Source organism: Acuticoccus yangtzensis (genome assembly GCF_001927245.1).
GTDB classification, from domain to species: Bacteria; Pseudomonadota; Alphaproteobacteria; order Rhizobiales; family Amorphaceae; genus Acuticoccus; species Acuticoccus yangtzensis.
The window spans coordinates 510,535-534,018 of record NZ_MJUX01000002.1 but is presented as its reverse complement, the minus strand read 5'-3'; the positions used below and the strand labels follow the sequence as shown (position 1 = coordinate 534,018).

Below are 23,484 nucleotides of genomic sequence, written 5' to 3'. Positions count from 1 at the left end.
GGAGGGCACGAAAAAAGGCGACGCTCGAGGAGCGCCGCCTTCTGCCGGATCCGAGTGCCGCAGCCCTCAAGATGCGCGCAATCCCCGCGTGTCAGGTGTTCATGGAGTCGAAGAATTCGCCGTTGTTCTTCGTCTGACGCAGCTTGTCGAGGAGGAACTCGATCGCGTCCACGCTGCCCATCGGGTTGAGGATGCGACGCAGGACGTAGACCTTCTTGAGGTCTTCCTTCTTGACCAGCAGCTCTTCCTTGCGGGTGCCGGAGCGCTGGATGTCGATCGCCGGCCACACGCGGCGGTCGGACACCTTGCGGTCAAGGATGATTTCCGAGTTACCGGTGCCCTTGAACTCTTCGAAGATGACTTCGTCCATGCGGCTGCCGGTGTCGATCAGGGCGGTCGCGATGATCGTCAGCGAGCCGCCTTCCTCGATGTTGCGGGCCGCACCGAAGAAGCGCTTGGGGCGCTGCAGAGCGTTGGCGTCCACACCGCCGGTCAGCACCTTGCCGGACGACGGCACGGTCGTGTTGTACGCACGGCCGAGGCGGGTGATGGAGTCCAGCAGGATGACGACGTCGCGCCCATGCTCGACCAGGCGCTTCGCCTTCTCGATCACCATTTCGGCGACCGCGACGTGGCGCTGGGCCGGCTCGTCGAACGTGGAGGAGACGACCTCGCCGCGCACCGAGCGCTGCATGTCGGTCACTTCTTCCGGCCGCTCGTCGATCAGGAGGACGATGAGATAGCAGTCCGGATGGTTCGCGGTGATGGACTTCGCGATGTTCTGCAGAAGGACCGTCTTACCCGTGCGGGGAGGGGCGACGATCAGCCCGCGCTGGCCCTTGCCGAGCGGAACGACCAGGTCGATGACGCGGCCGGAGAAGTCCTTGGAGGTCGGGTTGTCGATCTCCATGTTGAACCGCTCGTCGGGGTAGAGCGGGGTCAGATTGTCGAAGTGGATCTTGTGCCGTGCCGCTTCGGGCTCTTCGAAGTTGATCGTGTTGACCTTGAGGAGGGCGAAGTAGCGTTCGCCCTCTTTGGGGCTGCGGATCTGGCCCTCCACCGTGTCGCCGGTGCGCAGCGAGAAGCGGCGGATCTGCGACGGGGAGACGTAAATATCGTCAGGGCCGGGGAGGTAATTGGCGTCCGGGGAGCGGAGGAAGCCGAAGCCGTCTTGCAGGACTTCGACGACGCCCTCGCCGATAATTTCGACATCTTTATTAGCGAGCTGCTTAAGAATGCCGAACATCAGTTCCTGCTTGCGCAGGGTAGAGGCATTCTCGACCTCGTGCTCCTCGGCGAATGCGATGAGATCGCCGGGGCTCTTCGCCTTGAGCTCCTGTAGTTTCATTTGCATTTGGTTGTCCTGGATGACGGACATCGCCGCGGAGGTGGGCGGATAAGGGAGGAGGGGTGTCCTCCGGACGTGCGCGGCGCGGAAGGTGGGAACGCGCGCCCTTGGTGCAACGACCGATGGATGGCGTCCTATCTACAGGCCCTCAGGCCCGTTCGCAAGGGCGCCACCCCACAAAAATGCTGTTTGCGCCCTCAGAACGGCTTGACGACCACCAAAATCACGATGCCGAGCATCAACACGGCCGGCACTTCGTTGGCGATCCGGTAGTATTTTGCCGAGTGGCGGTTCTCGTCCTTCTGGAAGGCTTTCATCCAACGCACCGCCATGTGGTGGATCACGGTCATCGCGATCACCAGCGCGACCTTGGCGTGGAACCAGCCCATGGACCAAGCGTCGAGCACGTAGGCCAGCATCAGGCCGAACACCCAGGTCGCGATCATCGACGGGTTGGCGATCCCGCGCATCAAGCGCCGTTCCATGACCTTGAAGGTTTCGGACTGCACCGACCCCGTTTCGGCGGACACGTGATAGACCATCAGCCGCGGCAGGTAGAGAAGCGCCGCCATCCAGCAGATGACCGCGATGATGTGCGCCGCCTTGATCCAATGATAATACTCGGTCATGCGGCAGTCCTTTCTTTGACGCGGGCGATCACCTGCGCGACGTGCTCCGGCGGCGTCTCGAGCGAGATGCCGTGGCCGAGGTTGAAGATGAATGGCCCGTCCTTCAGCGCGTCGCAGATCCGGTCGACGGCGGCGTCGAGCTGCGGACCGCCCGCCACCAGCCGGGCGGGGTCGAGATTGCCCTGAACGCAGACGCCGCGGCCCTGCAGGTTGCGCGCAAAGTCCATCGGCACCGACCAGTCGATCGACACGCCATCCACCCCCGTTTCATCGACGAAGGATTGGTAGCCCGCCCCGGCGCCGCGGGGGAAGCCGATGATCGGCACATCCACCTCCGCGCGGACCTTCTTCACGATATCCCCGATGGGCCGGATGGACCATTCGTGGAAACCCTCCTCGTCGAGCGCGCTCGCCCAGGAGTCGAAGATCTGCAGCGCGTCGGCACCGGCGCGGACCTGGGCGACCAGATGGCGCGAGCAGGCCTCGACCAGCATGTCGATGATGCCGCGGAAGGCTTCAGGGTCGGCCGCCATCGCCTTGCGGGCCGCGAACTGGTCGCCGCCGCCTTTGCCGGCGATCATGTAGGTCGCCAGCGTCCACGGCGCGCCGCAGAAGCCCAGCAGCGCTTTCTCCGCCGGCAATTCTGCGCGTAGCCGCGCAATGGTCTCGTAGACCGGCGAAAGGTGCGCGTCGAAGCCCTTCAGCGAAAGCGCGCTCGCGTTCGTGATCGGCTCCAGCCTTGGACCCTCGCCGGTGACAAACCATGTCTTCTGACCGAGCGCGTCGGGCACGACGAGGATGTCCGAGAACACGATGGAGGCGTCGAAGGCGTAACGGCGCATCGGCTGCAGCGTGGCTTCGACGGCGAGGTCCGGCGTGTAGCAGAATTCGAGGAAGGACGCGGCTTTGGTGCGAAGCTCGCGATATTCGGGGAGGTAGCGCCCGGCTTGGCGCATGAACCACACCGGAGCCGGCGTGACCCTTTCGCCACGCAAGGCTTGCACGAGCATCTGTATGCCGTCTCGTTTACCGTTCATCAATCTATCAATCTTTATTTAAGAAGATCTGATGATTCTGATGGCCGCCGAATCGCGGGGATCACCGGTTCATTCACGCTATTGAGAGCCTGGGGGCGACGCGCCGCGTTGCCGCAAAGCCACTGTTCACACATTGGATCAACGCCTTCGATTTCGTGCTGGACACCGCACGGCGCCTCATCGGCGATGCGGTAATTTCAGGGCGAGGGGTTGTGGAAGGCCGAGGCAAAGGCGCAATCGCCGGACGCGCCGCTCTCTTTCGCTCACACGCCTGTCCACCGATCGAGTGCCGGGGATGCAGCAGTGGATTAACAAGAGGTGAATCCACAGGCTTGCGCTGGCGCGCCTCTCCGGTCACGACGTTCTCCACAGTGATCCTCAAGTTGCGAAGGCGTCCGTGAACCGAAAACGCACGTTTGTCCACGTACATCTCGTGTCGGACTCCACCGGCGAGACCCTGATGACGGCCTCGCGGGCGGCCGTCGCGCGTTATGAGGATGTGGAGGCGATCGAGCACGTCTACCCGCTGGTGCGCTCCGATCGGCAGCTCGACCGCGTTCTGGCCGAGATCGAGGACGCCCCCGGCATCGTCATGTTCACGCTGGTGGACCCGGACATTTTGACCCGGCTGCAGGCGACCTGTAACGAGCTCGGCCTTCCCTGCATCGACGTTCTCGACCCGCTGGTCGCGGTGTTTCAGACCTACCTCAACGTGCAGAAGGCGTCGCGCATCGGCGCGCAGCACGAGCTGGACGCGAGCTATTTCCGCCGGATCGAGGCGCTGAACTTCGCCATGCGCCACGATGACGGTGCGCTGCCGGACGATATCGACGAGGCGGACGTGGTGCTGATCGGCGTGTCGCGCACGTCGAAGACGCCGACGTCCATCTATCTGGCGCACCGCGGGGTGAGGGCGACCAACCTTCCCATCGTGACGGACTTGCCGTTGCCGCCGAACCTGTTCGATGCGCGCCGGGCGCTGGTGGTCGGGCTGACGGCGAGCCCTGAGCGAATCGTCGCCTTGCGCGAAAACCGGCTCATTTCCATGAACGCCGAGCGCAAGGGCTCCACCTACGTCAATCGTCAGGCGGTGGCGAAGGAGGTGACCTATGCGCGCAAGCTCTGCGCGGAGAACGGCTGGCCGCTGATCGACGTCACGCGCCGGTCGATCGAGGAAACCGCGGCGGCGATCGTCGCGCTGCTGTCGGACCGGCGCTACGGTTCGGGCGGCCTGGCGGAAGACTTCTGATGGTCACGCGCGTCGGACTCGTGGGATTTCCCGTGGCCCACTCGCGCTCGCCGATGATCTTCGGTCATTGGTTCGAGCGGTATGACATAAAGGCCCGGTACGAGCTTCTGCCCGTCCACCCTGCGGAGCTGGACCGTTTCTTCGCCGAATTCGGGACGATGGGGCTGACCGGCGTCAACGTCACCGTGCCGCACAAGATCGCGGCGGCGGGGCATGTGCGGCTGGACCCCGTCGGGGCGCGGCTCAACTCCATCAACACGGTGTGGATGGAGGATGGCGCGTTGGCCGGCACGTCCAGCGACGGTGCCGGGTTCATCGCCAGCCTCGACGAGCAGGCGCCGGACTGGCGCAGCGCCAAGCGCGGCCTGGTGCTCGGCGCGGGCGGCGCCTCGGTCGCGGTGTGCGATGCGTTGATCGACGCGGGGCTGGACCTCGTCATCGTCAACCGGCGCCAGCAGCGGGCGGAGCTTCTGGCCGCGAAGGTCGGCGCGCGGGCGATGGCGTGGGACGACATCCCGGCGCTGCTGGGCGAGGCGGACCTCCTCGTCAACACCACCTCGCTCGGGATGGACGGGCACGAGCCGCTCAAGGTCGACCTCGCCCCGCTGCCTGCGGGTGCGGTGGTGGCGGACATCGTCTACAACCCGCTGCGAACGCCGCTTCTGGAGGCGGCCGCCGCGCGGGGCCTCACCACGGTCGACGGGCTCGGCATGCTGATCCACCAGGCGACGGTGGGGTTCGAGAAGTGGTTCGGCTTCCGTCCGGAGGTGGATGCCGCCCTGCGCGCCAAGGTGGTCGCCACATTATGACGGGAGCGCGGCGATGATCATCGTCGGCCTGACCGGCTCCATCGGCATGGGCAAGTCCACCACGGCGGCCCTGTTCAAGGCGGCGGGCGACCCGGTCTACGATTCCGACGCGGCGGTCCACCGGCTCTATGCGGCGGGCGGCGCGGCGGTGGAGCCTGTCGGTGCCGCCTTTCCCGGCGTCGTCGTGGATGGCGCCGTCGACCGCATGCGGCTGCGCGGCCATGTTCTCGGCAAACCCGAGGCGATGGCGCGGCTGGAGGCGATCGTTCACCCGCTGGTGCGCGCCGACCAGGAGGCCTTCCTCGCCGCCGCGCGGGAGGCGAGGGCGCGCCTCGCCATCCTCGACGTGCCACTGCTGTTCGAGACAGGGCGCAACCGCGATGTCGGCGCGGTGGTCGTCGTCAGCGCGCCGGCCGACGTGCAGCGCGCGCGCGTGCTGGCGCGGCCGGATATGACGGAGGAGACCTTTGCCGCCATCCTCGCCAAGCAGTTGCCGGACGCGGAGAAACGCGCGGGAGCCCACTTCGTCATCGACACCGGGACGAGCGTCGAGGATGCGGCGCGGCAGGTCGGCGCGGTTCGCAAAGCGTTGATGGCTCTCGCTTAACCGCCCGCTGCGGGTGAAATCGGCCCCGCCCTGTGGCACTGTCGGCGGGTTCCAGGCGGCGAAGTTTCTGATCGCCGCCTTGGCAGGGAGGCCAGCCTTGCGCGAAATCGTGCTCGACACCGAAACCACCGGCCTCGACCCGGCAACCGGCGACCGCGTGGTCGAGATCGGCGCCGTCGAGGTGCTGAACGCGATTCCGACCGGCAACGTCTTCCACGTCTACATCAATCCCGAGCGGGACATGCCGGAGGAAGCCTTCCGCGTCCACGGCATCTCGGCCGACTTCCTGGCCGACAAGCCGGTCTTCGCGCAGGTGGTGGACGATTTCGTGGCCTTCCTGGGGGACGCCAACCTCGTCGCCCACAACGCCTCATTCGACGTCAACTTTCTGAATCACGAGCTGAAGCGCTGCGGCAAGGAGGCGATCCCGCCGCATCAGGTGGTGGACACCTTGTCCATTGCCCGCCGCAAGCACGGCGGCGCCAACTCGCTGGACGCCTTGTGCGCGCGTTACGGCGTCGATTCCTCGCGCCGCACCAAGCACGGCGCCCTGCTCGACGCTGAGCTTCTGGCGGAAGTCTATCTGGAGTTGACCGGCGGGCGCCAGGCGACGCTGGTGCTGGGCGGTGCCGGTTCGGGGGGCGACAGAGCGGCCGGCCCGCTGCGCCACAAGCCGCGCCCCGTGCCGCTGGCGCCGCGGCTGACGGAGGCGGAGCGCGCCGCCCACGCCGCCTTCATGGCGACGTTCAAGGACTCCGTCTGGGCCAAGGTGATGCCGCAGCCCGCGGAGGAACGCCCGGCGATCGCCGCCGAATAAGGCGACCGCCGGAGCGGATCAGTTGGCCTTCGGGGCCTGCTGCTGCGCGGACTGCGCACGCTCGAGGTTCTTGCGGTAGAGCGCCACGAAGTCGATCGGGTCGATCATCAGCGGCGGGAAGCCGCCGTTGCGCACCGCGTCGGCGATGATCTGACGCGCAAACGGGAAGAGAAGGCGCGGCCCTTCGATCAGCAGGAACGGCTGCACATGCTCCGGCTTCATACCGCCGACGCGGATCACGCCCGCATAGGCGAGCTCGGCCTGGAAGGCGATCTCGTCATCCTTGCCCGCGGTGCATTCCAGCGACAGCGTCACCTCGAAGTCGGTTTCCGACAGGTTCCGCGCGCCGACGTTGACGCCAATATTGATGGCGGGGGTCGTGTTGTTCGTCTGAAGCGACAGCGGAGCCCGCGGATTTTCGAAAGAGAGATCTTTAACGTACTGGGCGAGAACGCGAACCGAGGGCTGAGCCTGGCCTTCGGGGGCGCCCATCGTGGCGTCGGTCATGGTGAGTCCGTTGGTGAACAAAAAGGATTGGGCGCGGGGCTAACACTTTGGCGCCCACAATCCTAGGGCCTTTCGTCCCACGGGGGCAGCCCCAACCGTCGGCCCATGCCCGGCAGGGCGGTCAGACCGCCGCCGTTCAGTCGCGCGGACCCTGCCGCCACGGTGTCGAGGGATCGGGGTCGGACGAGGGATCGGTGCCGGACGAGCCGCTGCCGGGCCCCTGTCGCACCTCTTCGGCCTCCAGGTCGATCACGCGCGGATTGCCGGGGCGCGGCCGCGCCCCCTGCGATCCGCCGAACGGGGAGCCCCCGAAGCTGCCGGACCCGCCACCGAACGGGCTGGACCCGGTGCGGCCGCTGGCGTCGTAGACCTTTACGGAGCCGGAAATCTGCTGCCACAGCCACGCGCGCACCTTGGGAATGAAGAGGAGAAAGCCGACCGCATCGGTGATGAAGCCCGGCGTGAGGAGCAGCACCCCGGCGATGCCCACCGTGATGGCCTGACCGATTGCCGCAGCCGGCACGCGCCCCTCCTTCATGTCCGACTGAAGGCGGGCGAACGCGGCGACTCCCTGCCGCTTCAACAAGGCCGCGCCGAGGACCGCCGTCGCGATGATGATGAGAAGCGTCGGCAGCACGCCGATCGCGCTGCCGACCGTGAGACACACGGCGATTTCGGCGATCGGCACGATCAGGAGCAAGACGAAGAGGATGGAGCGGATCACGACATTTTCCCTTTGCACTCGGCGCAATATGGGAAGCGCCGCCGGCCTTTTCGACCGTTGGGCGTAGACCCGCCCCGCGCAGTCCGATACGGTCCGCCGCACGCCGTGCTGCATTCGACACCTGTACGACGCTTCGCGGCGTCTTATGTGTGGTGTTGAGGGCGAAACGCGGTGCGCGCCGCGGCAGGGCTCAGGACACGGGCTGACAGGTTACCAGTGGATGAGTGAATTCTTCGACATCTACAATTTGATGATCCTCGCGCTGGCTGTGGCGATTTTTCTGCGGCTCCGTAGCGTGCTGGGCCGCAGGACAGGGAACGAGCGTCCGCCGATGGACCGCTACACCGCCCGCAGCAGCGGAGAATCCCGCGGCAACGATAATGTGGTCGCCCTTCCGCGCCAGCCGTCCGGTCAGGACACCGCGTCGCCCGAGCCCAGCGTCGTCGAAGAGCGGCTGAAGACGATCGCGACCAAGGACACCCCGGTCTACAATGCGCTGCGCGACATCATCGTCGCCGACCCCTCGTTCGAGCCGAAGCCGTTCCTCAACGGCGCGCAGATGGCGTACGAGATGATCGTTACCGCCTTCGCCGCCGGCGAGCGCGACAATCTGCGCCCGCTCCTGTCCGAAGAGGTGATGGAAGGCTTCTCCGCGGCGATCGCCGATCGCGAGGCGAAGGGGCAGACGATGTCGACCACCCTCATCGGGATCGACAAGATGGCCATCACCGATGCGTCGCTGAAGGGCAAGATCGCCCGCGTCACCGCGCGGATCGACAGCCAGATGATCACCGCCACCTACGACCGCGACGGCACTCTGATCGACGGTGACCCCAACAAGGTGACCGACGTTGTGGACGTGTGGACGTTCGAGCGCCAGGTGGACTCGCCCAACCCGAACTGGACCCTGGTCGCCACCGAATCCGCCTGACGGACGGCACAGCGAATGAACGGCCCGGCGGTTCAAACCCCGATCGCCGGCCTTCCCGGCTGGTGTGAGCGCGAGGCAGAGGCCCTTCTCACCGGGGTTGCCCGCCATCTCGATCCGGCCATCGCCGCGCGGCCCGCACAGGCCGCGTGGCTGTGTGCGATCGCCGAAGCGCTGGTCCCGCGCGGCCGCAGCGCCAACGCCATCGTGGTGGACACCTTCGATGCCTGGCGGGTTGCTGAACCCGGTTTCGTCACGGCCTATTATGAGCCGGTGATCGACGCATCGCGCACCCGCACCGGGCCGTTTCAAACCCCGCTTCTTCGCCGGCCGCCGGACCTCGTTCGGGTGCCTCCGCAGGCCGACCTGCCGGGCGACGGCACATGGGGGAGGGCGGTGGCGGGGGGCGTCGAGCCTTATCCGGACCGTGAGGCGATCGGCGGCGGAGCGCTGGACGCGATGGGGCTGGAGCTCGCCCTCGTCGCCGACCCGGTGGACGCATTCTTTGCCCAGGTGCAGGGCTCGGCGCGGCTGAGGTTCACCGACGGCGGCGCGATGCGCATCGGCTATCACGGCAAGACGGGCCATTCCTATACGGCGATCGGGCGCGTGATGATCGACCGCGGGCTCTTGCCGGAGGGCGGCGCGACGATGCAGTCGATCCGCGCGGTGCTCGCCGCGCGGCCAGGGATCGTGCCCGAGATTCTGAACGCCAACCGCTCCTACGTCTTCTTCCGCGAGCGGCCGATGGGCGATCCCGCCCTCGGACCGGCGGCGGCCGGAGGCGTGCCGCTGGTGCCGATGCGCAGTCTGGCGGTCGATCGGGCCTTCATCGGCCTCGGCACGCCGATCCATCTTCAGACGAGGCTCCCGACGGGCGATTTCGCCGGCGTGGTCATGGCCGAGGATGCGGGGTCGGCGATCATCGGCCCGGCGCGGGGTGACCTCTTCATCGGCACAGGCGCCGAGGCGGGCGAGATCGCGGGACGGGTGAAGGCTCCGGCGGTGATGACGCTGTTTCTGCCGAAGGGCATCATTCCGGGCGCGCGCGGCGGCACAGGGCCGCTGGCCGAGCGGGCACCTGCGCACCGGTCGGCCGGCCACGGCGCCCCCCGTGGAGGCCAGAGCGCCGGGGGCGAGGCGAGCGAGGCCCCTTCGGATGCCGCCGGAGCGGATGACGGGACAGCATCATGACGCGCCGCCGCCGGGATCTGACGAGCGGTGAGAAGGAGCTGTGGACCCGCGTGTCGCGCTCGGTCACGCCGCTGAAGCCGCAGCCCCCCGCACCGGAGCCACCGCCTGTCGAGACGGAACCGCCCGTCCCGCAACAGGCGGGCTCGCCGCCCGAGCCGGCGCCGCGTACGCCCGATCCGGCGCCCAAGACCGCGCCCGGTCCCTCCCGCGCGCCCGCCGACCTCGACCGCAAGACGCGGCGCAAGCTGGCACGCGGGGTGGTGACCATCGACGGGCGGATCGACCTGCACGGCATGACGCAGGAGGAGGCGCACGGCGCCCTGGTGCGGTTCATCGTCTCGTCAGCGGGGATGCGGCGGCGCGTGGTGCTGGTCATCACCGGGAAGGGGATGGGGCCGGCGCGCGGCTTCGGTGAAGGCAGGGGCGTTCTTCGCCGCAGCGTGCCCCACTGGCTCACGAGCCGCGAGCTTGCGCCCCACGTCGTCACCTTCGGTCCGGCCCACGCCGCTCACGGCGGCGACGGCGCGCTCTATGTCCGGCTGCGTACGCCCAAACGGTGATCGGCCGGCAGGTGGCGGCGTGCGAGGCGCGCGGCGACGATAGGCCGACGAGACTCCGTTCCTCAGAGGTCGGGGGCGACGTCAGACGCCGAGCTTCACCTCGGTGCGGTCGAGGATCAGCGGCACGACGATGTCCTCCTCGTCGTCGAGATGGCGGATGAGGCCGGTGGTGGTGTGGCCGAGCTGCTGTGCGAAGGCGTCGGCCGCCCGGCGCACCTCGCCGCGCGTCTGGATCGCGGTCTGGAGGGTCATCGCGGTGCCGGCGATATCGTGGATCAGCGCGTCGATCGTGTGATGGTCCGCGTCCAGAATGTCGAACCCGCGCCCCAGCCGCTCATCCGCCGCGCGGAAGATCGGGAAATAGTGCACGTCCTCGACATGGTGGTGCGAGTGGAGCTCGCGCAGGAAGAGGTTCAGGCGCGGGGCAAGCCACCCCATGAAGGCGCGCGGATCGTCCTGGTTCTCCAGGAAGGCGCCGGCGCCAGTGGTCATCATCTCGCCCAGCTCGCGGAACATGTCGTGCCGCTGCAGCCAGAATTTCGCCGTCTGGCCGAGGTTCTTGTGGCCCGGCCAGACCGAGCGCGGGTAGAGATCGCGCAGGACCGCGATCTCGTCCGTGAAGGGCACACGCTCGAACAGGCCGTCGGCGCCGCTCATCAGGAGACGAAGCCGACGACGCGTTTCACGTCGCGCAGGATCGGCGCGGCAATGGCGTGGGCGCGCTCGGCACCGTCGGTCAGCACGGCGTCGAGGTGGGCGCGATCGTCCAGAAGGCGGCGCATCTCGGCGTTCATCGGCGCCAGCACCTCCACCGCGAGCTCCGCCAAGGCGGGCTTGAAGGCCGAGAAGCCCTGGCCGCCATGGTCGGTCAGCACGGCCTCCTTGGTGGTGGAGGCGAGCGCGGCATAGATGCCGACGAGGTTGTCCGCCTCCGGCCGGCCTTCCAAGCCCTTCACGTCCGACGGCAGAGGCTCCGGATCCGTCTTCGCCTTGCGGATCTTCTGGGCGATGGCGTCGGCATCGTCCGTCAGGTTGATGCGGCTCGCGTCAGAGGCCTCGGACTTCGACATCTTCTTCGACCCGTCGCGCAGGCTCATGACGCGCGTTGCCGGGCCCTGGATGATGGGCTCGGTCATCGGAAAGAGCCCGTCCTCGCCGTAGCCGAGTTCGGCCAGCCGCTCGGCATAGTCGTGGTTGAACTTCTGGGCGATATCGCGCGTCAGTTCCAGGTGCTGCTTCTGGTCGTCGCCCACGGGGACGTGGGTCGCCTGGTAGGCCAGAATGTCGGCCGCCATCAGGTTCGGGTAGACGAAGAGGCCCGTGGAGGCGTTCTCCTTGTCCTTGCCGGCCTTCTCCTTGAACTGCGTCATGCGGTTGAGCCAGCCCATGCGGGCGACGCAGTTGAAGATCCAGGCGAGTTCGGCGTGGGCCGTCACCCGGCTCTGGTTGAAGACGATGGACTTTTTCGGGTCGATGCCGGCCGCCAGGTAGGCGGCGGTGACGCTATAGGTGGCGTCGATCAGCTCTTTGGGGTCCTGCCACATCGTGATCGCGTGGAGGTCCACCACGCAATAGATGCACGGATAGTCGTCCTGCATGGCCACGAAACGGCGCACGGCACCGAGGTAGTTGCCAAGGTGCAGCTGGCCGGTGGGCTGGACGCCCGAGAAGACGCGGGGTGTGAAAGGCATATCGACGGCGCTGTTTGGTGATGGGGCCGTTTATCGCCCACGGGCCCAAACAGCAAGCGCGGACCGGCTGGGACCGGTCCGCGCGTCGCGGTGACGGGGGCCGACCGCCCGGCAGGCGGCCGGACGGAAGGGCCCGCCGAGGATCAGTCGCGCGGCAGCTTGTAGGCGACCACCTCGTCGGTGACCTCGGTTTCCATGAAGTGATGCCCACCCGGTGCGATGAGGACATATTGCTCACCGTCCACCTCGTAGGTGATCGGGTTGGCCTGACCGCCGCCGTTCAGGACGTCAGACCACAGCGTCTCGCCCGTCGCCGTGTCGATCGCGCGGAAGAGATTGTCCGTGGCCGCACCGATGAAGATCAGGCCGCTCTTGGTGATGACCGAGCCGCCGTTGTTCGGCGTGCCGATCTTGAACGGCAGGTAGGACTTTATCCCCCACGGTCCGTTGCGGCGCGCGGTGCCGATGGGCGTGTCCCACACCGTCTCGCCGGTGTTGATGTCGATCGCGCGGATGCCGCCATAGGGGGGCGAGGTGCAGGGAATGCCCGTGAAGTTGCGCCAGCCGGCGTTGACCGAGATGCCGTAGGGCGCGCCCACCTGCGGATCGCCGGCACCTTCCGCCTTGCCGCCGGCATCGCCGCCGTCCGTCTGTTCGTAGATGGGCGGGGCCAGCGGCTCGTCGCGCGGGATGAGGCGGTTGTAGTTCGGAATGTCGTTGTAGTTGGCGATGATGAGGCCGCGCTCGGGGTCGTAGGCGATGGATCCCCAGTCGCTGCCGCCGTTGTAGCCGGGGTACTGGATCCACCGCGTCTCGGTGGTCGGCGGGGTGTAGAAGCCTTCATAGCGCGCGCGGGCGAACTGGATGCGGCACCACAGCTGGTCGATGGGGGAGAAGCCCCACATGTCCTTCTCTTCGAGGTCCGGCTTCCTCAGCGTGTGCCATTCGGACACCGGCTGCGTCGCGGAGAGGGCCTCCGGCTCCAGGTCGCCGCGGGACGGCACCGCGATCTCACCCACCGGGGTCAGTGCCTCGCCTGTGGCGCGGTCGAGAATGTAGATGTCGCCCTGCTTGGACGGCAGGATGATCGCCGGCGTCGTCGAGCCGTCGCCGTTCGGATAGTCGATCAGCGTCACCTGGGACCCGAGGTCGTAGTCCCACACGTCGCGGTGGACGGTCTGGAAGCTCCAGGCCGGCTCGCCCGTGGTCACGTCGATGGCGACGAGGCTCGTCGACCAGTCGTGCTCGTAGTCGGCTCGGTTGGACGCCCAATAGTCGACCGAGGAGTTGCCCATCGGCAGGTAGACGAGGCCGAGTTCCTCGTCGGCGGTGGCGGTGGTCCACATGTTGGGCGTGCCGCGGGTGTAGGTTTCGCCCTCGGGCGGGCCGTTCCGGTTGGCCTCCGGTGCGCCCATGTCCCAGGCCCAGACGAGTTCGCCCGTTACCGCGTCGTAGCCGCGGATGACGCCGGACGGGGCGTCCTCGGCCTGGCCGTCCTTCACCTGCGCGCCGGTGACGGCGATGCCGCGGACGATGGCGGGCGGCGCGGTGACCGAGTACCAGCCGGGGACCTTCTCGCCGATGCCCTGCCACAGGTCCACCTGGCCGTTCTCGCCGAAGTCCTGGCAGAGCGCGCCCGTCGCCTCGTCGACGGCGATCAGCCGCGCGTCGAGGGTGCCTTCGATGATGCGCACCTTGCACGGCGCGTCGTCCGGCAGATCGGGCGCCGTATAGGTGGAGACGCCGCGGCAGGTGGCGCCGTAGGGGATGGCGTCGTTGGAGACCTCGGCGTCGAATTCCCAGTTCTTCTCGCCCGTCGCGGCGTTGACGGAGATGAGATTGTTCATCGCCGTGCACATGACGAGATTGTCGCCGATCTTCAGCGGCGTGACCTCCGGCGAATATTTGCCGGCCGCCGAGCCGGTGGGAAGGTCGCCGGTGTGGAAGGTCCAGGCCTTTTCGAGCCGGCCGACATTTTGCGGCGTGATCTGGTCCAGCGGCGAATAGCGCTGGGCGTTGGCGTCCCCGCCCCAGAAGGGCCAGTCGGTGCCGACGGCGGGCTGTGGCTGCGGCGCTCTGGCGCTCTGCTGCGGTTGGGTGCCGGGGTCCGGTTCGGCGGCGGTCGGCGCCGCGATTTCGTCCTCCGGCGCACCTGCCGCATCGTCCGTGTCGGCGTCGACCGCCGGGGTCGCTTCGGGCGTGGTCGTGCCGGTGGCGGCGGGCAGGGGGTCGGGCGTGGTCTCTGCGGGGGCCTGGGCCAGCGCCGGCGCGGTCAAAGCGCTGGAGACGAGCAGCGCTGCGAGGAGGGGTTTGGGCGAAACGGGCATCAGCGTGCACCCTCGGTTTTGCGGCCGGACAGGAGCGGCGTGAAGAGGAGCAGGATCACCAGGAGGATGGTGGGGGCGACGACGCGCGGCACCTGGGCCCAATAGTCGAGGCCGACCTCCCAATAGGCCCAGCCGAGCGTGGCCAGCCAGACGAGGAGATAGAGCCAGATCGCGGCCATGGAGCGGCGGGCGAGGAGGGCGGCAACGATGACGAGGCCGAGTCCGGCAAGCGCATAGTACCAACTGCCGCCGAGGACGATGAGCCAGGCCCCGAGGCCGAGAAGCGGAAGACCGAGCAGCGCGACGACGATGGCGATCAGCGTCGTTGCCCAGTGGGTGCGCGGCCGCGCGTGCGGCGATGTGGAAGGCGCCACCATAATTCCCTCACTTTGAAGTTTGAGCGAGACGGCATCGAAAGGCTGGGGCATGGCCGGGGGAACGGTGCCAGGGGAGGCCGAGCCGTTCCCGCGGCGTCCGGTCCGGTCGCTCCGCGCCATGCCCCGGAGGGCGCGCTGCGGAACGACACCGGCAGGCCAGCAAGGAATTCAATCACCGACATAAGGGGCAAACGCATCGCGACTGCGTTGGTTCGTCAGATGATCATTAAATGTCGCACGGAAAGTTCGCGCCTAATCCATTCAATCTGAAAGGATTTTGGATTTGTGCAGCGTACAGCCTGACGACCCCCGTTCGGCGCCCCTGTGCTCATAGGGAAATGTTCACCGACGTTTCCGCGAATTGCGATGCGGAGGTTCATTTTGTCCTATCGGCGCGAGATCGCTGGCCGAAGTAAATATTATCGTCGGAGCAGGAGGTTGGATCTTGCGCGGTGCGGGGGCCGCGGCTATATCGCGGCCATACAAGACGACGCCGGGAGAAGGCGGGGCAACCCGCCGCCGAAGGAGCAACCGCCCCGGAAACTCTCAGGTCCCAGGACCGGCGTCGCCTCAACACTCCGGAAAGTGGCCGCAAGGCCCACCGTAGGAGAAAGCCCCGCTTCGGCAGGGTGAAGCTCTCAGGTTCAAGCACGGAGGGGGCACCCGCGGCGCAATGCGCGACCGCACGGGAGCCCATTCATGTCTCACATTGCCGTCATCGGCGCTGGCATCACCGGCCTGACCACCGCCTACGCCCTCATGGACCGCGGCTTCGAAGTCACCGTCTTCGACAAGAACCGCTATGCAGCGATGGAGACGAGCTTCGCCAATGGCGGCCAGCTCTCCGCCTCCAATGCCGAGACCTGGACCCAGTGGGGCACCGTCCTCAAGGGCCTCAAGTGGATGCTCCAGGCGGACGCCCCGCTCCTCGTGAACCCGCGCCCGACGCTGCATAAGATCGGCTGGATGGCGAAGTTCCTCGCCAACATCCCGCACTACAAGGCCAACACGGTCGAGACCGTGCGCATGGCGATCGCCGCCCGCGCCGTGCTGTTCGAGATGGCCGAGCGCGAAGGCATCGACTTCGACCTCGAAAACCGCGGTATCCTGCACTTCTATACGTCGCAGAAGGACATGGCCCACGCACGCGCGGTGAACACGCTGCTGGCCGAAGGCGGCCTCACCCGGCGCGAGCTGTCCGGTGCCGAGGTGAAGGACGTGGAGCCCGCGCTGAAGGGCGACTATCTCGGCGGCTTCCTGACCGAGAGCGACGCCTCCGGCGACATCCATAAGTTTTCCATGGGTCTCGCCCGTGCCCTGGTCCGCCGCGGCGCCACGCTGCGCTTCGGTGTCGACGTCGGCGCGGTGCAAACCGTCGACGGCGGCGTGCGCGTGACCGCCGACGGCCACGACCAGGCGTTCGACGGCGTGGTGGTGTCGGCCGGCATCAAGAGCCGCGCCATCGCCAAGACGCTGGGCGACACGGTCGATATCTACCCGGTGAAGGGCTACTCCATCACCGTGGAGCTGAAGGACGAGCTCAGCCGCAAGGCCGCGCCGTGGATCTCGCTCCTGGACGACAAGGCGAAGATCGTCTCGTCGCGCCTCGGCGAGGACCGTCTGCGCATCGCCGGAACGGCCGAGTTCAACGGCGCCAACCTCGACATCCGCTCCGACCGGGTGCGCCCGCTGGTGGATTGGTGCGAGAAGCACTTCCCGGCGGTGTCGACCGAGCATGCGGTGCCGTGGGCCGGCCTGCGCCCGATGATGCCGAACATGATGCCCCGCGTCGGCCGTGGCTCGCGCCAGGGCGTGTTCTACAACACCGGCCACGGTCACCTCGGCTGGACGCTCTCCGCCGCGACGGCCGAGATGGTCGCGGACCAGGTGGCGATGGAGATCGCCCCCTCCCGTCCGGTGCATCAGCCTGTGGTGGCGCGCGCCGCCTGACGGCCTGCGTGGCGGCCCGGCGATCCGAACCGGCAACGCGAAAAGGCGCCCCGAGGGGCGCCTTTTTTCATGTTTGGACGGCGGCGGCCGGTCGCTTGCCTGCTGCGGGCCGTCACGCGGGCTCGGTATCCTCGCGCGCGGAAGATGGCGGCACCGGGCCGATGCGGGGGCTGCCGCCGACGCTGTTGAGGAACCCGGTGCCCTCGTCCAGCCGCAGGCAAGTGAGCTTGTTGGTGTAGAAGGCGCCGGTGTCGATGCAGATGCGCCCCTCGCTCTCCATGGGGTCGACATCCGGATAATGGCCGTGCACGACGAGCTTGCCCTCCATCCACGCCGCGCACGGCTGGTCGGGATGGCCCCAGGTGAGGATATGCGGGTCCTGCTCGGCCAGCGGCACGCCGGGTGCGAGATCGGCGTGAACGAAGACCACATCGCCGCTTTCATGGTACGGGACGAGGGAGGAGCGCAGGAAGGCGATGTGATCGCCCATCGCCTGGGCCAGCTCGGAGGCGAGGGTGGTGAGGCTGTCCTTGTCCATCCGCTGGGGCGGGGTGATGCCGTAGGAGGCGACGGTCTGCTTCCCGCCGAAGCCGAACCAGCGCGCGCCCGCCAACGGCTCGTCGATGAAGTTCAGCAGCGCCTCTTCGTGGTTGCCGCGAAGGGCCACCGCGCCGTCCGCGACGAGGGCCTTCACGCGCTCCAGCGCGGCGCGGCTGTCCGCCCCGCGGTCGACATAATCGCCCAACAGGACAATCCGCGAATTGCGGCCGTCCGTATATGTCTGTTGATCGGCGTCAATGCGCTCGAGCAGAATATCGAGGCAATGCGCTTGACCATGAATGTCGCCGATCGCGTAGATGCGGGTGTCCGGTGCGACCCGCGGTGTGGGGGCGGGGGTGCCGGCCTCTGGGCGAGGGCGGCGCAGAAAGCGCAGCACTTTGGCCTCCTCAACGTTCGAAGAATCGGGCAACGTGGCCCGGCCTTGTAGATGAATTGGGGCGAGTGCCCCGCAGAAACAAGAAGTGGCAGAAACTTATGCGGCGCTCGTCCACGTCCGACCAGAAGGCATCTAACCCCGCGTTCGGCAAGACAATCGTACGCATAAGTAGTATTACGCTTTTGCTGATCGGGCTGGCATCATTTGCCGCGGTGATGGACGATTCTCCGGGGTTCAGCCCGGATGAAAGGGTGAATGTTGGGCTGGACAGCTGGTTCCCCGAGAACCGCACCGCCCTGTTCGACCGGTCCCTCTACAACATCGACCGCTCCGAAACGGCGTCCCTGCGCTGGCAGGACGAGCGCCTGGCCTTGGAGCTCGCAATCGAGGCAATCGAGGCGACGCCGGGGAATGTCTTCGCCTGGAATGCGGCGGCGATCGCGGCGGCGTCCGGCGGGTTCGACGACTTCGCGCGCACCGCCCTCGCCCGGTCGCGCGCCCTCGCCCCGAACACCGCGCGCGCCGCCATCCAGCGCCTCGTGCTGGCCGGAATGGAGCTCGAAGGCGTTCCCGAGGACGAGACCGGCGACAGCACCCGCACTGCAATCCTCCATGACCTCAAATTGGCGCAGCTCTACGAGAGCCAGGCCCTGGCCACGCTCTATGAGACCGCGCCGGATACGGCCGAGGCGCTGACGCGGCTGCAGACCGGCGGCATCGTCGGCGCGGGGGGCTGACCCCGTCCGCGGACGTGGGAGAAGCGACACCTGATCCGAGGGTCAGTGAGAGGGCGTCGACCGCAGATAGGCGTCATGCCGCACGCCCTCCGGCTCCTCCGGCGCGCGATCGTCCGCCAGGGTCGTGGGCAGGAAGAGGTTGAGGACGATCGCGATGGTCGCCGCGGGCAGGAGCCCGGAGGTGAGCAGCACCTGCACCGTCGGATGCGCATGTTGCAGCGCGCCGGGCTCCAGCTGAAGCCCCAGCCCCACCGACAGCGCCACGCCGAAGATGACCATGTTGCGCCGGTCCCACTCCACCTCGGCCAGCATGCTCACGCCCGCGGAGGCGATCATGCCGAACATGACGATGACGCCGCCGCCCAGCACCTCGATCGGGATGGTGGAGATGATCGCGCCGATCTTCGGCACGAAGCCGCAGACGATGAGGAAGATCGCGCCGATCGTGACCACGTGGCGGCTCATCACCCCGGTGATCGCGATGAGGCCGACATTCTGCGAAAACGACGTGTTGGGGAGCGCGCCGAAGACGCCCGCGACCGCCGAGCCGAAACCGTCCGCGAAGGTGGCGCCGCGGATCTCCGCGTCCGTCGCCTCCCGCCCGGCGCCGCCCTTGGTGATGCCCGACACGTCGCCCACAGTCTCGATCGCCGAGATGACGCCCATCAGGCAGAAGCCGATGACCGCCGCGAAGGTGAAGTCGACGCCGAAGTGGAACGGGTCCGGCACCAGGATCCACGACGCGCGGGCGACGGCACCGAACGACACCATGCCGAAGATGAGCGCCACCACGTAGCCGGCGATGAGGCCGATGAGGATCGCCGAGATCGACATCAGGCCGCGGGTGAAGAATTTCAGCCCAAGCGTCACCACGATGACGACCGAGGCGACGAACCAGTTGAGCGCCGAGCCATATTCGGGCGTGCCGATCGCGGGGACACCCCCGGCGGCGTATTGGATGCCGACCTTGACTAGAGCGAGGCCGATGAGGAGCACCACGAGACCGGTGACCAGCGGCGGCAGGGCAAAGCGCATCTTGCCGATGAAGGGTGCCAGGCAGGCGTGGAAGAGGCCGCCGCAGATGACGCCGCCCGTCACCGTCGCCATCGCCTCCACCCCCTGTCCGGCGACGAGCGGGATCATCACCGGGATGAACGCGAAGCTGGTGCCCTGGACGATGGGGAGCCGCGCCCCGACCGGCCCCGCGCCGACCGTCTGGAACAGCGTGGCGATGCCGGCGAAGGTCATCGACATCTGGATCATGTAGACGAGATCGCCGACGCCGGGCGTGCCGAAGCCGAAGCCCGCCGCCCCGGCGATGATGATGGCCGGCGTGACGTTGGAGATGAACATGGCCAGGATGTGCTGGATCCCCAGCGGAATCGCCTTGGCGACGGGTGGCATATAATTCGGATCGCGCAGTTGCTCCGCCGTTCCCAGCCCGTTGATCGCCATCGGCCCGACCCTCTTATGTTGACATCTCAATAAGGGGTGGTCTTGCACGTCGGGTGCCAAGGCGGATTGCTTGCCGCCGCGCCGGATGGACGGCATCGTTCTCGCATAGCGCGCCGATATAGGCGGGACGACAGGGCGAGGAGCGGCGGATGATCCTGGACTATCTATGGGAATGGTCGATGTTCGCGGTCCGCTGGCTGCACATCGTCACGGCGATCGCCTGGATCGGCTCGTCCTTCTACTTCATCGCCCTGGACCTCGGCCTGAAGAAGGCCAAGACGGCGCCCGCCGGTGTGCTGGGCGAAGAGTGGCAGGTCCACGGCGGCGGCTTCTACCACATCCAGAAATATGGCGTTGCGCCGGAGCACATGCCGGACGACCTCGTGTGGTTCAAATGGGAGGCGTACACGACGTGGCTGTCCGGCTTCGCGCTTCTCGCCCTCATGTACTATGCTGGCGCGCACCTCTACCTCATCGACCCCACGGTGATGCCGCTGGCGACCTGGCAAGCGGTGGTTATCTCGCTCACCGTGCTGTCGGCCGGCTGGGTCGTCTATGACCAGCTCTGCAAGCGGCTCATCGGGCTGGGCGATACGGCGGTCTTCGTCGTCCTCTTCGTGTTCCTCTCGGTGGTCGGCTTCATCCTCACCCACGTGTTTTCGGGGCGCGGTGCCTTCATCCACGTCGGCGCGATGACGGCGACGATGATGGCCGCCAACGTCGCCATGGTGATCATCCCCAACCAGCGCGTTGTGGTGGCGGACCTGATCGCCGGGCGCAAGCCGGATCCGAAGTACGGCAAGATCGCCAAGCAGCGGTCGCTCCACAACAACTACCTGACGCTGCCGGTGATCTTCTTCTTCCTCGCCAACCACTATCCGCTGGCGACGTCGACGCGGTGGTCGTGGGTGATCATCGCGCTGGTGCTGGTGATGGGCGCGGTGATCCGGCACTTCTTCAACACCAAGCACGCGCACCACCGGAACCTGGTGTGGACCTGGGTGGTGACGGCGGCGCTTTTCCTCGTCATCGTCGGCTTGTCGACCTACCCCCTGGTGCGGCAGATGCCCGAACAGGAGGCGGCGGGGGTGCGGTTCGATCCGACGACGCCGGCGATGCGCACCCTCGTGGCGGCGGAGAGCTTCCCCGACGCGCAGAACGTCATCCTGTCGCGCTGCTCGATGTGCCATGCGCGTCAGCCGATCTGGGAGGGGATGGTGCATCCGCCGCTCGGCGTCGTGCTGGAGACGGAGTATGACATCGCCAAGGAGGCGTCGCGCATCGCCCGTCAGGCGGTGCTGTCCCATGCGATGCCCCCCGGCAACGTCACCGGCATGACCGACGAGGAGCGCGCCGCCCTCGGCCGCTGGCTGCGCGACGGCTGAACCCTCAGATGACCCGCGCGAGCTGTGCCCCATAGTGGGGCGAGTTGGCGGCGTCGTTCATCTCGTTGCGGCGCACCGAACCGTAGGCGCTCCAGAAGAGATCGCCGAACCAGGCGGGGGCGACCGTCTCCGCCGCCGCCAGCGCCGCCGGCAGACTGCGCGCCACCTGGCGGATGCCGAGAGCGTCGATCTCGTCGACGTAGAAGGTCGCGGGGTCGCGCTCGATGCTCTGCGGTGTCGGCAGGCCGTCCGCGAGGCCCTCCAGCCCGGCGCGGACGAGCGCGGCGAGCGCGATGTAGGGGTTAGCCGACCCGTCCGACACGCGGAACTCCATCGACGCGCCGGGATTTGAGCCGTCCTCCGCGGCCGGGCGCGGCACGAAGCGAACCGCTGCCTCGCGGTTCTTCACGCCCATACAGTTGTAGGCGCCGACCCAGGACGATGGGCCGATGCGGTCGTAGGAGTTCGGCGTCGGCGCGGTGAAGGCCAGGACGGCGTCGATCTGCGCGAGAATGCCGGCGATGAAACTGCCCGCGGGCCCGGTCGGCAGGTCGCCCGCCCCGGTCACCGGGTTCCCGTCGAGATCCCACAGGCTGAGGTGGATGTGAACGCCGCTGCCGGCCTGGCCGAGGTCCGGCTTCGGCGCGAACGTGGCGCGCAGACCGCGGCCGGACGCGGCGTCGCGGATCACCTCGCGGGCGATCACCGCCTCGTCGGCCGCGCGCAGGGCCCCGCGCACGGGGCTCGAAATCTCGAACTGGTGCTGGCCGAACTCGGACATGAACTGATCGAGCCGGGTGCCCGCGGTCTCCAAGGTGTCGAACACCGCGGCGGCGAGCTCCGACACCGCGCGGCTCCCCGGCAGCGCGTAGGCGGAGGACGAGATCTCGGTGAGGCCGTAGATGTAGAGCTCGTGCTCGAACCCGACCTTCAGCTTGTAGCCCGTGGCCTCGAGGTCGGCGAGGGCGCGCTTCAGCTGACTGCGCCCGCACGCCTCCCAGAAGGCCCCGTCATGCTGAGTGATGTCGGCGAGGTGCACCAGCATTTCCGGCCGCCCGTCGCGCTTCGGCAGCACGACGGATCGCTTCGGGTCGGGGACGATGCGCGTCTCACCCATCGGTCCGAACGGGTTGTCGGGCGGGATGGTGTTGGAGGCGGACAGGCACACGTTCGTCGGCACCCAGGGCATGCCGCTCTTCATCGCCTTGTCGAGAAGCTCGATCGGCACGGAGCGGCCGCGGAAGATGGCCGACAGTTCGACGTTACCGAGGAAGGCGAAGCGGGGCGAGCTCATGAGGCGGGGTCCGGTGGCGAGGGTGGAAAGGACGCGAGGGCTTGGGACAGAGTATCGGCGAGGCGCTGCGCGGCGGCATTGATCCCTGCCTGGTCGGCGATCGTGTCCTGGCGAATTTCCACGAGGGTGGAGACCAGGCCGCGCCGCTCGGCGTGGACGGGGATGCCGTAGTCGCCCTCGTCATCCACCTCGTAAGGCACGTTCAGCCCGGCGTTGATCCCGTCAGCCTGCAAGAGGTGGGCGAGGGCGTGGGACAGAGCCGGTTCGCGGTTGAACAGGAAGGTGATTGGCCAGGGGCGCGCGGCCGGATAGTCGCCATGGTGCGGCGTGAAGGAGTGCACGGCGACGTAGATGGTGGCTTCGCCGCGGGCGGCCCGCGCGTCCAGGCTGGCGGCGATGGCGGCGTGATAGGGCATGAAAATCTCGGCCACGCGGGCGGCGGCGTCGGCCGGCGTCGGCGCGCTGTTGCCGGGGATGTCGGTGCCGTCGACCCGCGGTGGCATCGCGTCCGGCGCGTGGGGCGGTCGGTTGCAGTCGATCACGAGGCGGCTGTAGCGCTGGGCGATCAGCTCGGCGCCGAGGAGGTCCGCCAAGCGCTCCGCCACCGCCAGCGCGCCGATGTCGTAGCCGATGTGGCGGCAAAGATCTTGCTCCCCGACGCCCAGAGGCAGAGTTCGGGGGACGCGATGGCCGGCATGGTCGCACGTCAGAAGGATCGGCGAGGTGGCGCCGGGGTTGCGGTGGATGACGGGCGGCGGATCGTCCGGCGCCAGACAGCCGCCCGCCCAGCGCGGTCCGGCCGCGCCCATCAGGGGGGCGGGCTCGATCGACGCGCGGCCGACTGCGCCGCGGTCGGCGGCGGCTGCGGCGGCGTCGGCAGCGGGGGAGGGGGCGCTCTCGCTCATCGCATATCGGTCGCACA

Annotated in this window: 23 protein-coding genes and 1 riboswitch; of the genes, 10 read left to right on the top strand and 13 right to left on the bottom strand. The window is 67.7% G+C overall.

Annotated features, from left to right (window positions below; all coding sequences use genetic code 11):
• Window positions 1-91: 91 nt before the first annotated feature.
• The 3 genes from rho to hemE all read right to left on the bottom strand — a co-directional run bounded on the left by rho (window position 92) and on the right by hemE (window position 2,987).
• Window positions 92-1,348, bottom strand: coding sequence for a transcription termination factor Rho (rho, locus tag BIX52_RS08640; protein WP_075220789.1), 1,257 nt, complete (start codon window positions 1,346-1,348; stop codon window positions 92-94).
• A 197-nt stretch (window positions 1,349-1,545) separates the two neighbouring features.
• Window positions 1,546-1,977, bottom strand: coding sequence for a protoporphyrinogen oxidase HemJ (gene hemJ / locus BIX52_RS08635; RefSeq protein ID WP_075220616.1), 432 nt, complete (start codon window positions 1,975-1,977; stop codon window positions 1,546-1,548).
• Window positions 1,974-2,987 (bottom strand): uroporphyrinogen decarboxylase, encoded by a 1,014-nt coding sequence (gene hemE / locus BIX52_RS08630; RefSeq protein WP_342743820.1) that lies wholly within the window; start codon window positions 2,985-2,987, stop codon window positions 1,974-1,976. The genes hemJ and hemE overlap by 4 nt, the downstream gene beginning before the upstream one ends.
• 424 nt (window positions 2,988-3,411) lie before the next feature.
• Here hemE and BIX52_RS08625 point away from each other — a divergent pair, with 424 nt between their 5' ends.
• From BIX52_RS08625 to dnaQ, 4 genes are all read left to right on the top strand, one after another.
• Window positions 3,412-4,263 carry a pyruvate, water dikinase regulatory protein gene (locus BIX52_RS08625; RefSeq protein WP_075220614.1) on the top strand — a complete coding sequence of 284 codons (852 nt, stop codon included), beginning with the start codon at window positions 3,412-3,414 and terminating at the stop codon, window positions 4,261-4,263.
• On the top strand, window positions 4,263-5,072 hold the full coding sequence (locus tag BIX52_RS08620) for a shikimate dehydrogenase (RefSeq protein ID WP_075220613.1): 810 nt from the start codon (window positions 4,263-4,265) through the stop codon (window positions 5,070-5,072). The genes BIX52_RS08625 and BIX52_RS08620 overlap by 1 nt, the downstream gene beginning before the upstream one ends.
• A 13-nt stretch (window positions 5,073-5,085) precedes the next feature.
• A complete protein-coding gene (coaE, locus tag BIX52_RS08615; RefSeq protein WP_075220612.1) occupies window positions 5,086-5,679 on the top strand; it encodes a dephospho-CoA kinase in 594 nt (197 codons plus the stop codon).
• 97 nt (window positions 5,680-5,776) lie between these two features.
• Window positions 5,777-6,496 (top strand): DNA polymerase III subunit epsilon, encoded by a 720-nt coding sequence (gene dnaQ, locus BIX52_RS08610; RefSeq protein ID WP_083550572.1) that lies wholly within the window; start codon window positions 5,777-5,779, stop codon window positions 6,494-6,496.
• 18 nt (window positions 6,497-6,514) lie between these two features.
• Here the strand turns inward: dnaQ and secB are convergent, their stop codons facing one another.
• Both secB and BIX52_RS08600 read right to left on the bottom strand, forming a co-directional pair.
• The gene (gene secB / locus BIX52_RS08605) at window positions 6,515-7,003 is read right to left on the bottom strand and encodes a protein-export chaperone SecB (RefSeq protein ID WP_075220611.1); all 489 of its coding nucleotides are present in this window, start codon (window positions 7,001-7,003) and stop codon (window positions 6,515-6,517) included.
• Between the two features lie 136 nt (window positions 7,004-7,139).
• The gene (locus tag BIX52_RS08600) at window positions 7,140-7,727 is read right to left on the bottom strand and encodes an FxsA family protein (protein WP_157956219.1); all 588 of its coding nucleotides are present in this window, start codon (window positions 7,725-7,727) and stop codon (window positions 7,140-7,142) included.
• 220 nt (window positions 7,728-7,947) lie between these two features.
• Between BIX52_RS08600 and BIX52_RS08595 the strand changes: the two genes are divergently transcribed.
• Genes BIX52_RS08595 through BIX52_RS08585 form a run of 3 tightly spaced genes read left to right on the top strand, consistent with a single transcriptional unit; the run spans window position 7,948 to window position 10,409 of the window.
• Window positions 7,948-8,658 (top strand): Tim44/TimA family putative adaptor protein, encoded by a 711-nt coding sequence (locus tag BIX52_RS08595; protein WP_075220610.1) that lies wholly within the window; start codon window positions 7,948-7,950, stop codon window positions 8,656-8,658.
• 15 nt (window positions 8,659-8,673) lie between these two features.
• Window positions 8,674-9,849, top strand: a complete 1,176-nt coding sequence (mltA, locus tag BIX52_RS08590) for a murein transglycosylase A (RefSeq protein ID WP_075220609.1) — start codon at window positions 8,674-8,676, stop codon at window positions 9,847-9,849.
• Window positions 9,846-10,409 carry a Smr/MutS family protein gene (locus tag BIX52_RS08585; protein ID WP_075220608.1) on the top strand — a complete coding sequence of 188 codons (564 nt, stop codon included), beginning with the start codon at window positions 9,846-9,848 and terminating at the stop codon, window positions 10,407-10,409. The genes mltA and BIX52_RS08585 overlap by 4 nt, the downstream gene beginning before the upstream one ends.
• An 81-nt stretch (window positions 10,410-10,490) precedes the next feature.
• On the opposite strand, the gene BIX52_RS08580 is transcribed toward BIX52_RS08585, so the two are convergent.
• The 4 genes from BIX52_RS08580 to BIX52_RS22810 all read right to left on the bottom strand — a co-directional run bounded on the left by BIX52_RS08580 (window position 10,491) and on the right by BIX52_RS22810 (window position 14,804).
• Window positions 10,491-11,066 (bottom strand): hemerythrin domain-containing protein, encoded by a 576-nt coding sequence (locus tag BIX52_RS08580; RefSeq protein ID WP_075220607.1) that lies wholly within the window; start codon window positions 11,064-11,066, stop codon window positions 10,491-10,493.
• Window positions 11,066-12,100, bottom strand: coding sequence for a tryptophan--tRNA ligase (trpS, locus tag BIX52_RS08575; RefSeq protein ID WP_075220606.1), 1,035 nt, complete (start codon window positions 12,098-12,100; stop codon window positions 11,066-11,068). The genes BIX52_RS08580 and trpS overlap by 1 nt, the downstream gene beginning before the upstream one ends.
• A gap of 143 nt (window positions 12,101-12,243) precedes the next feature.
• The gene (locus BIX52_RS08570; RefSeq protein ID WP_075220605.1) at window positions 12,244-14,427 is read right to left on the bottom strand and encodes a pyrroloquinoline quinone-dependent dehydrogenase; all 2,184 of its coding nucleotides are present in this window, start codon (window positions 14,425-14,427) and stop codon (window positions 12,244-12,246) included.
• The gene (locus tag BIX52_RS22810; protein WP_075220604.1) at window positions 14,427-14,804 is read right to left on the bottom strand and encodes a glucose dehydrogenase; all 378 of its coding nucleotides are present in this window, start codon (window positions 14,802-14,804) and stop codon (window positions 14,427-14,429) included. Before BIX52_RS22810 ends, BIX52_RS08570 begins: the two co-directional genes overlap by 1 nt.
• Before the next feature lie 484 nt (window positions 14,805-15,288).
• Window positions 15,289-15,376: riboswitch (glycine riboswitch) on the top strand.
• A gap of 127 nt (window positions 15,377-15,503) precedes the next feature.
• Here BIX52_RS22810 and BIX52_RS08560 point away from each other — a divergent pair.
• A complete protein-coding gene (locus tag BIX52_RS08560; RefSeq protein ID WP_075220603.1) occupies window positions 15,504-16,754 on the top strand; it encodes a D-amino acid dehydrogenase in 1,251 nt (416 codons plus the stop codon).
• Between the two features lie 112 nt (window positions 16,755-16,866).
• Here the strand turns inward: BIX52_RS08560 and BIX52_RS08555 are convergent, their stop codons facing one another.
• On the bottom strand, window positions 16,867-17,691 hold the full coding sequence (locus BIX52_RS08555; RefSeq protein ID WP_075220602.1) for a metallophosphoesterase family protein: 825 nt from the start codon (window positions 17,689-17,691) through the stop codon (window positions 16,867-16,869).
• Window positions 17,692-17,942: 251 nt separating this feature from the next.
• On the opposite strand from BIX52_RS08555, the gene BIX52_RS08550 reads away from it, so the two are divergent.
• Window positions 17,943-18,428, top strand: coding sequence for a hypothetical protein (locus BIX52_RS08550; RefSeq protein ID WP_075220601.1), 486 nt, complete (start codon window positions 17,943-17,945; stop codon window positions 18,426-18,428).
• Window positions 18,429-18,470: 42 nt separating this feature from the next.
• Here the strand turns inward: BIX52_RS08550 and BIX52_RS08545 are convergent, their stop codons facing one another.
• On the bottom strand, window positions 18,471-19,883 hold the full coding sequence (locus BIX52_RS08545; RefSeq protein WP_075220600.1) for a uracil-xanthine permease family protein: 1,413 nt from the start codon (window positions 19,881-19,883) through the stop codon (window positions 18,471-18,473).
• A 152-nt stretch (window positions 19,884-20,035) separates the two neighbouring features.
• Between BIX52_RS08545 and BIX52_RS08540 the strand changes: the two genes are divergently transcribed.
• A complete protein-coding gene (locus BIX52_RS08540; protein ID WP_075220786.1) occupies window positions 20,036-21,268 on the top strand; it encodes a urate hydroxylase PuuD in 1,233 nt (410 codons plus the stop codon).
• Window positions 21,269-21,272: 4 nt separating this feature from the next.
• Here BIX52_RS08540 and BIX52_RS08535 read toward each other — a convergent pair whose 3' ends face one another.
• Both BIX52_RS08535 and BIX52_RS08530 read right to left on the bottom strand, forming a co-directional pair.
• Window positions 21,273-22,562 (bottom strand): type I glutamate--ammonia ligase, encoded by a 1,290-nt coding sequence (locus tag BIX52_RS08535; protein WP_075220599.1) that lies wholly within the window; start codon window positions 22,560-22,562, stop codon window positions 21,273-21,275.
• The gene (locus tag BIX52_RS08530; protein WP_205647734.1) at window positions 22,559-23,467 is read right to left on the bottom strand and encodes an N-formylglutamate amidohydrolase; all 909 of its coding nucleotides are present in this window, start codon (window positions 23,465-23,467) and stop codon (window positions 22,559-22,561) included. Before BIX52_RS08530 ends, BIX52_RS08535 begins: the two co-directional genes overlap by 4 nt.
• Window positions 23,468-23,484 lie beyond the last annotated feature (17 nt).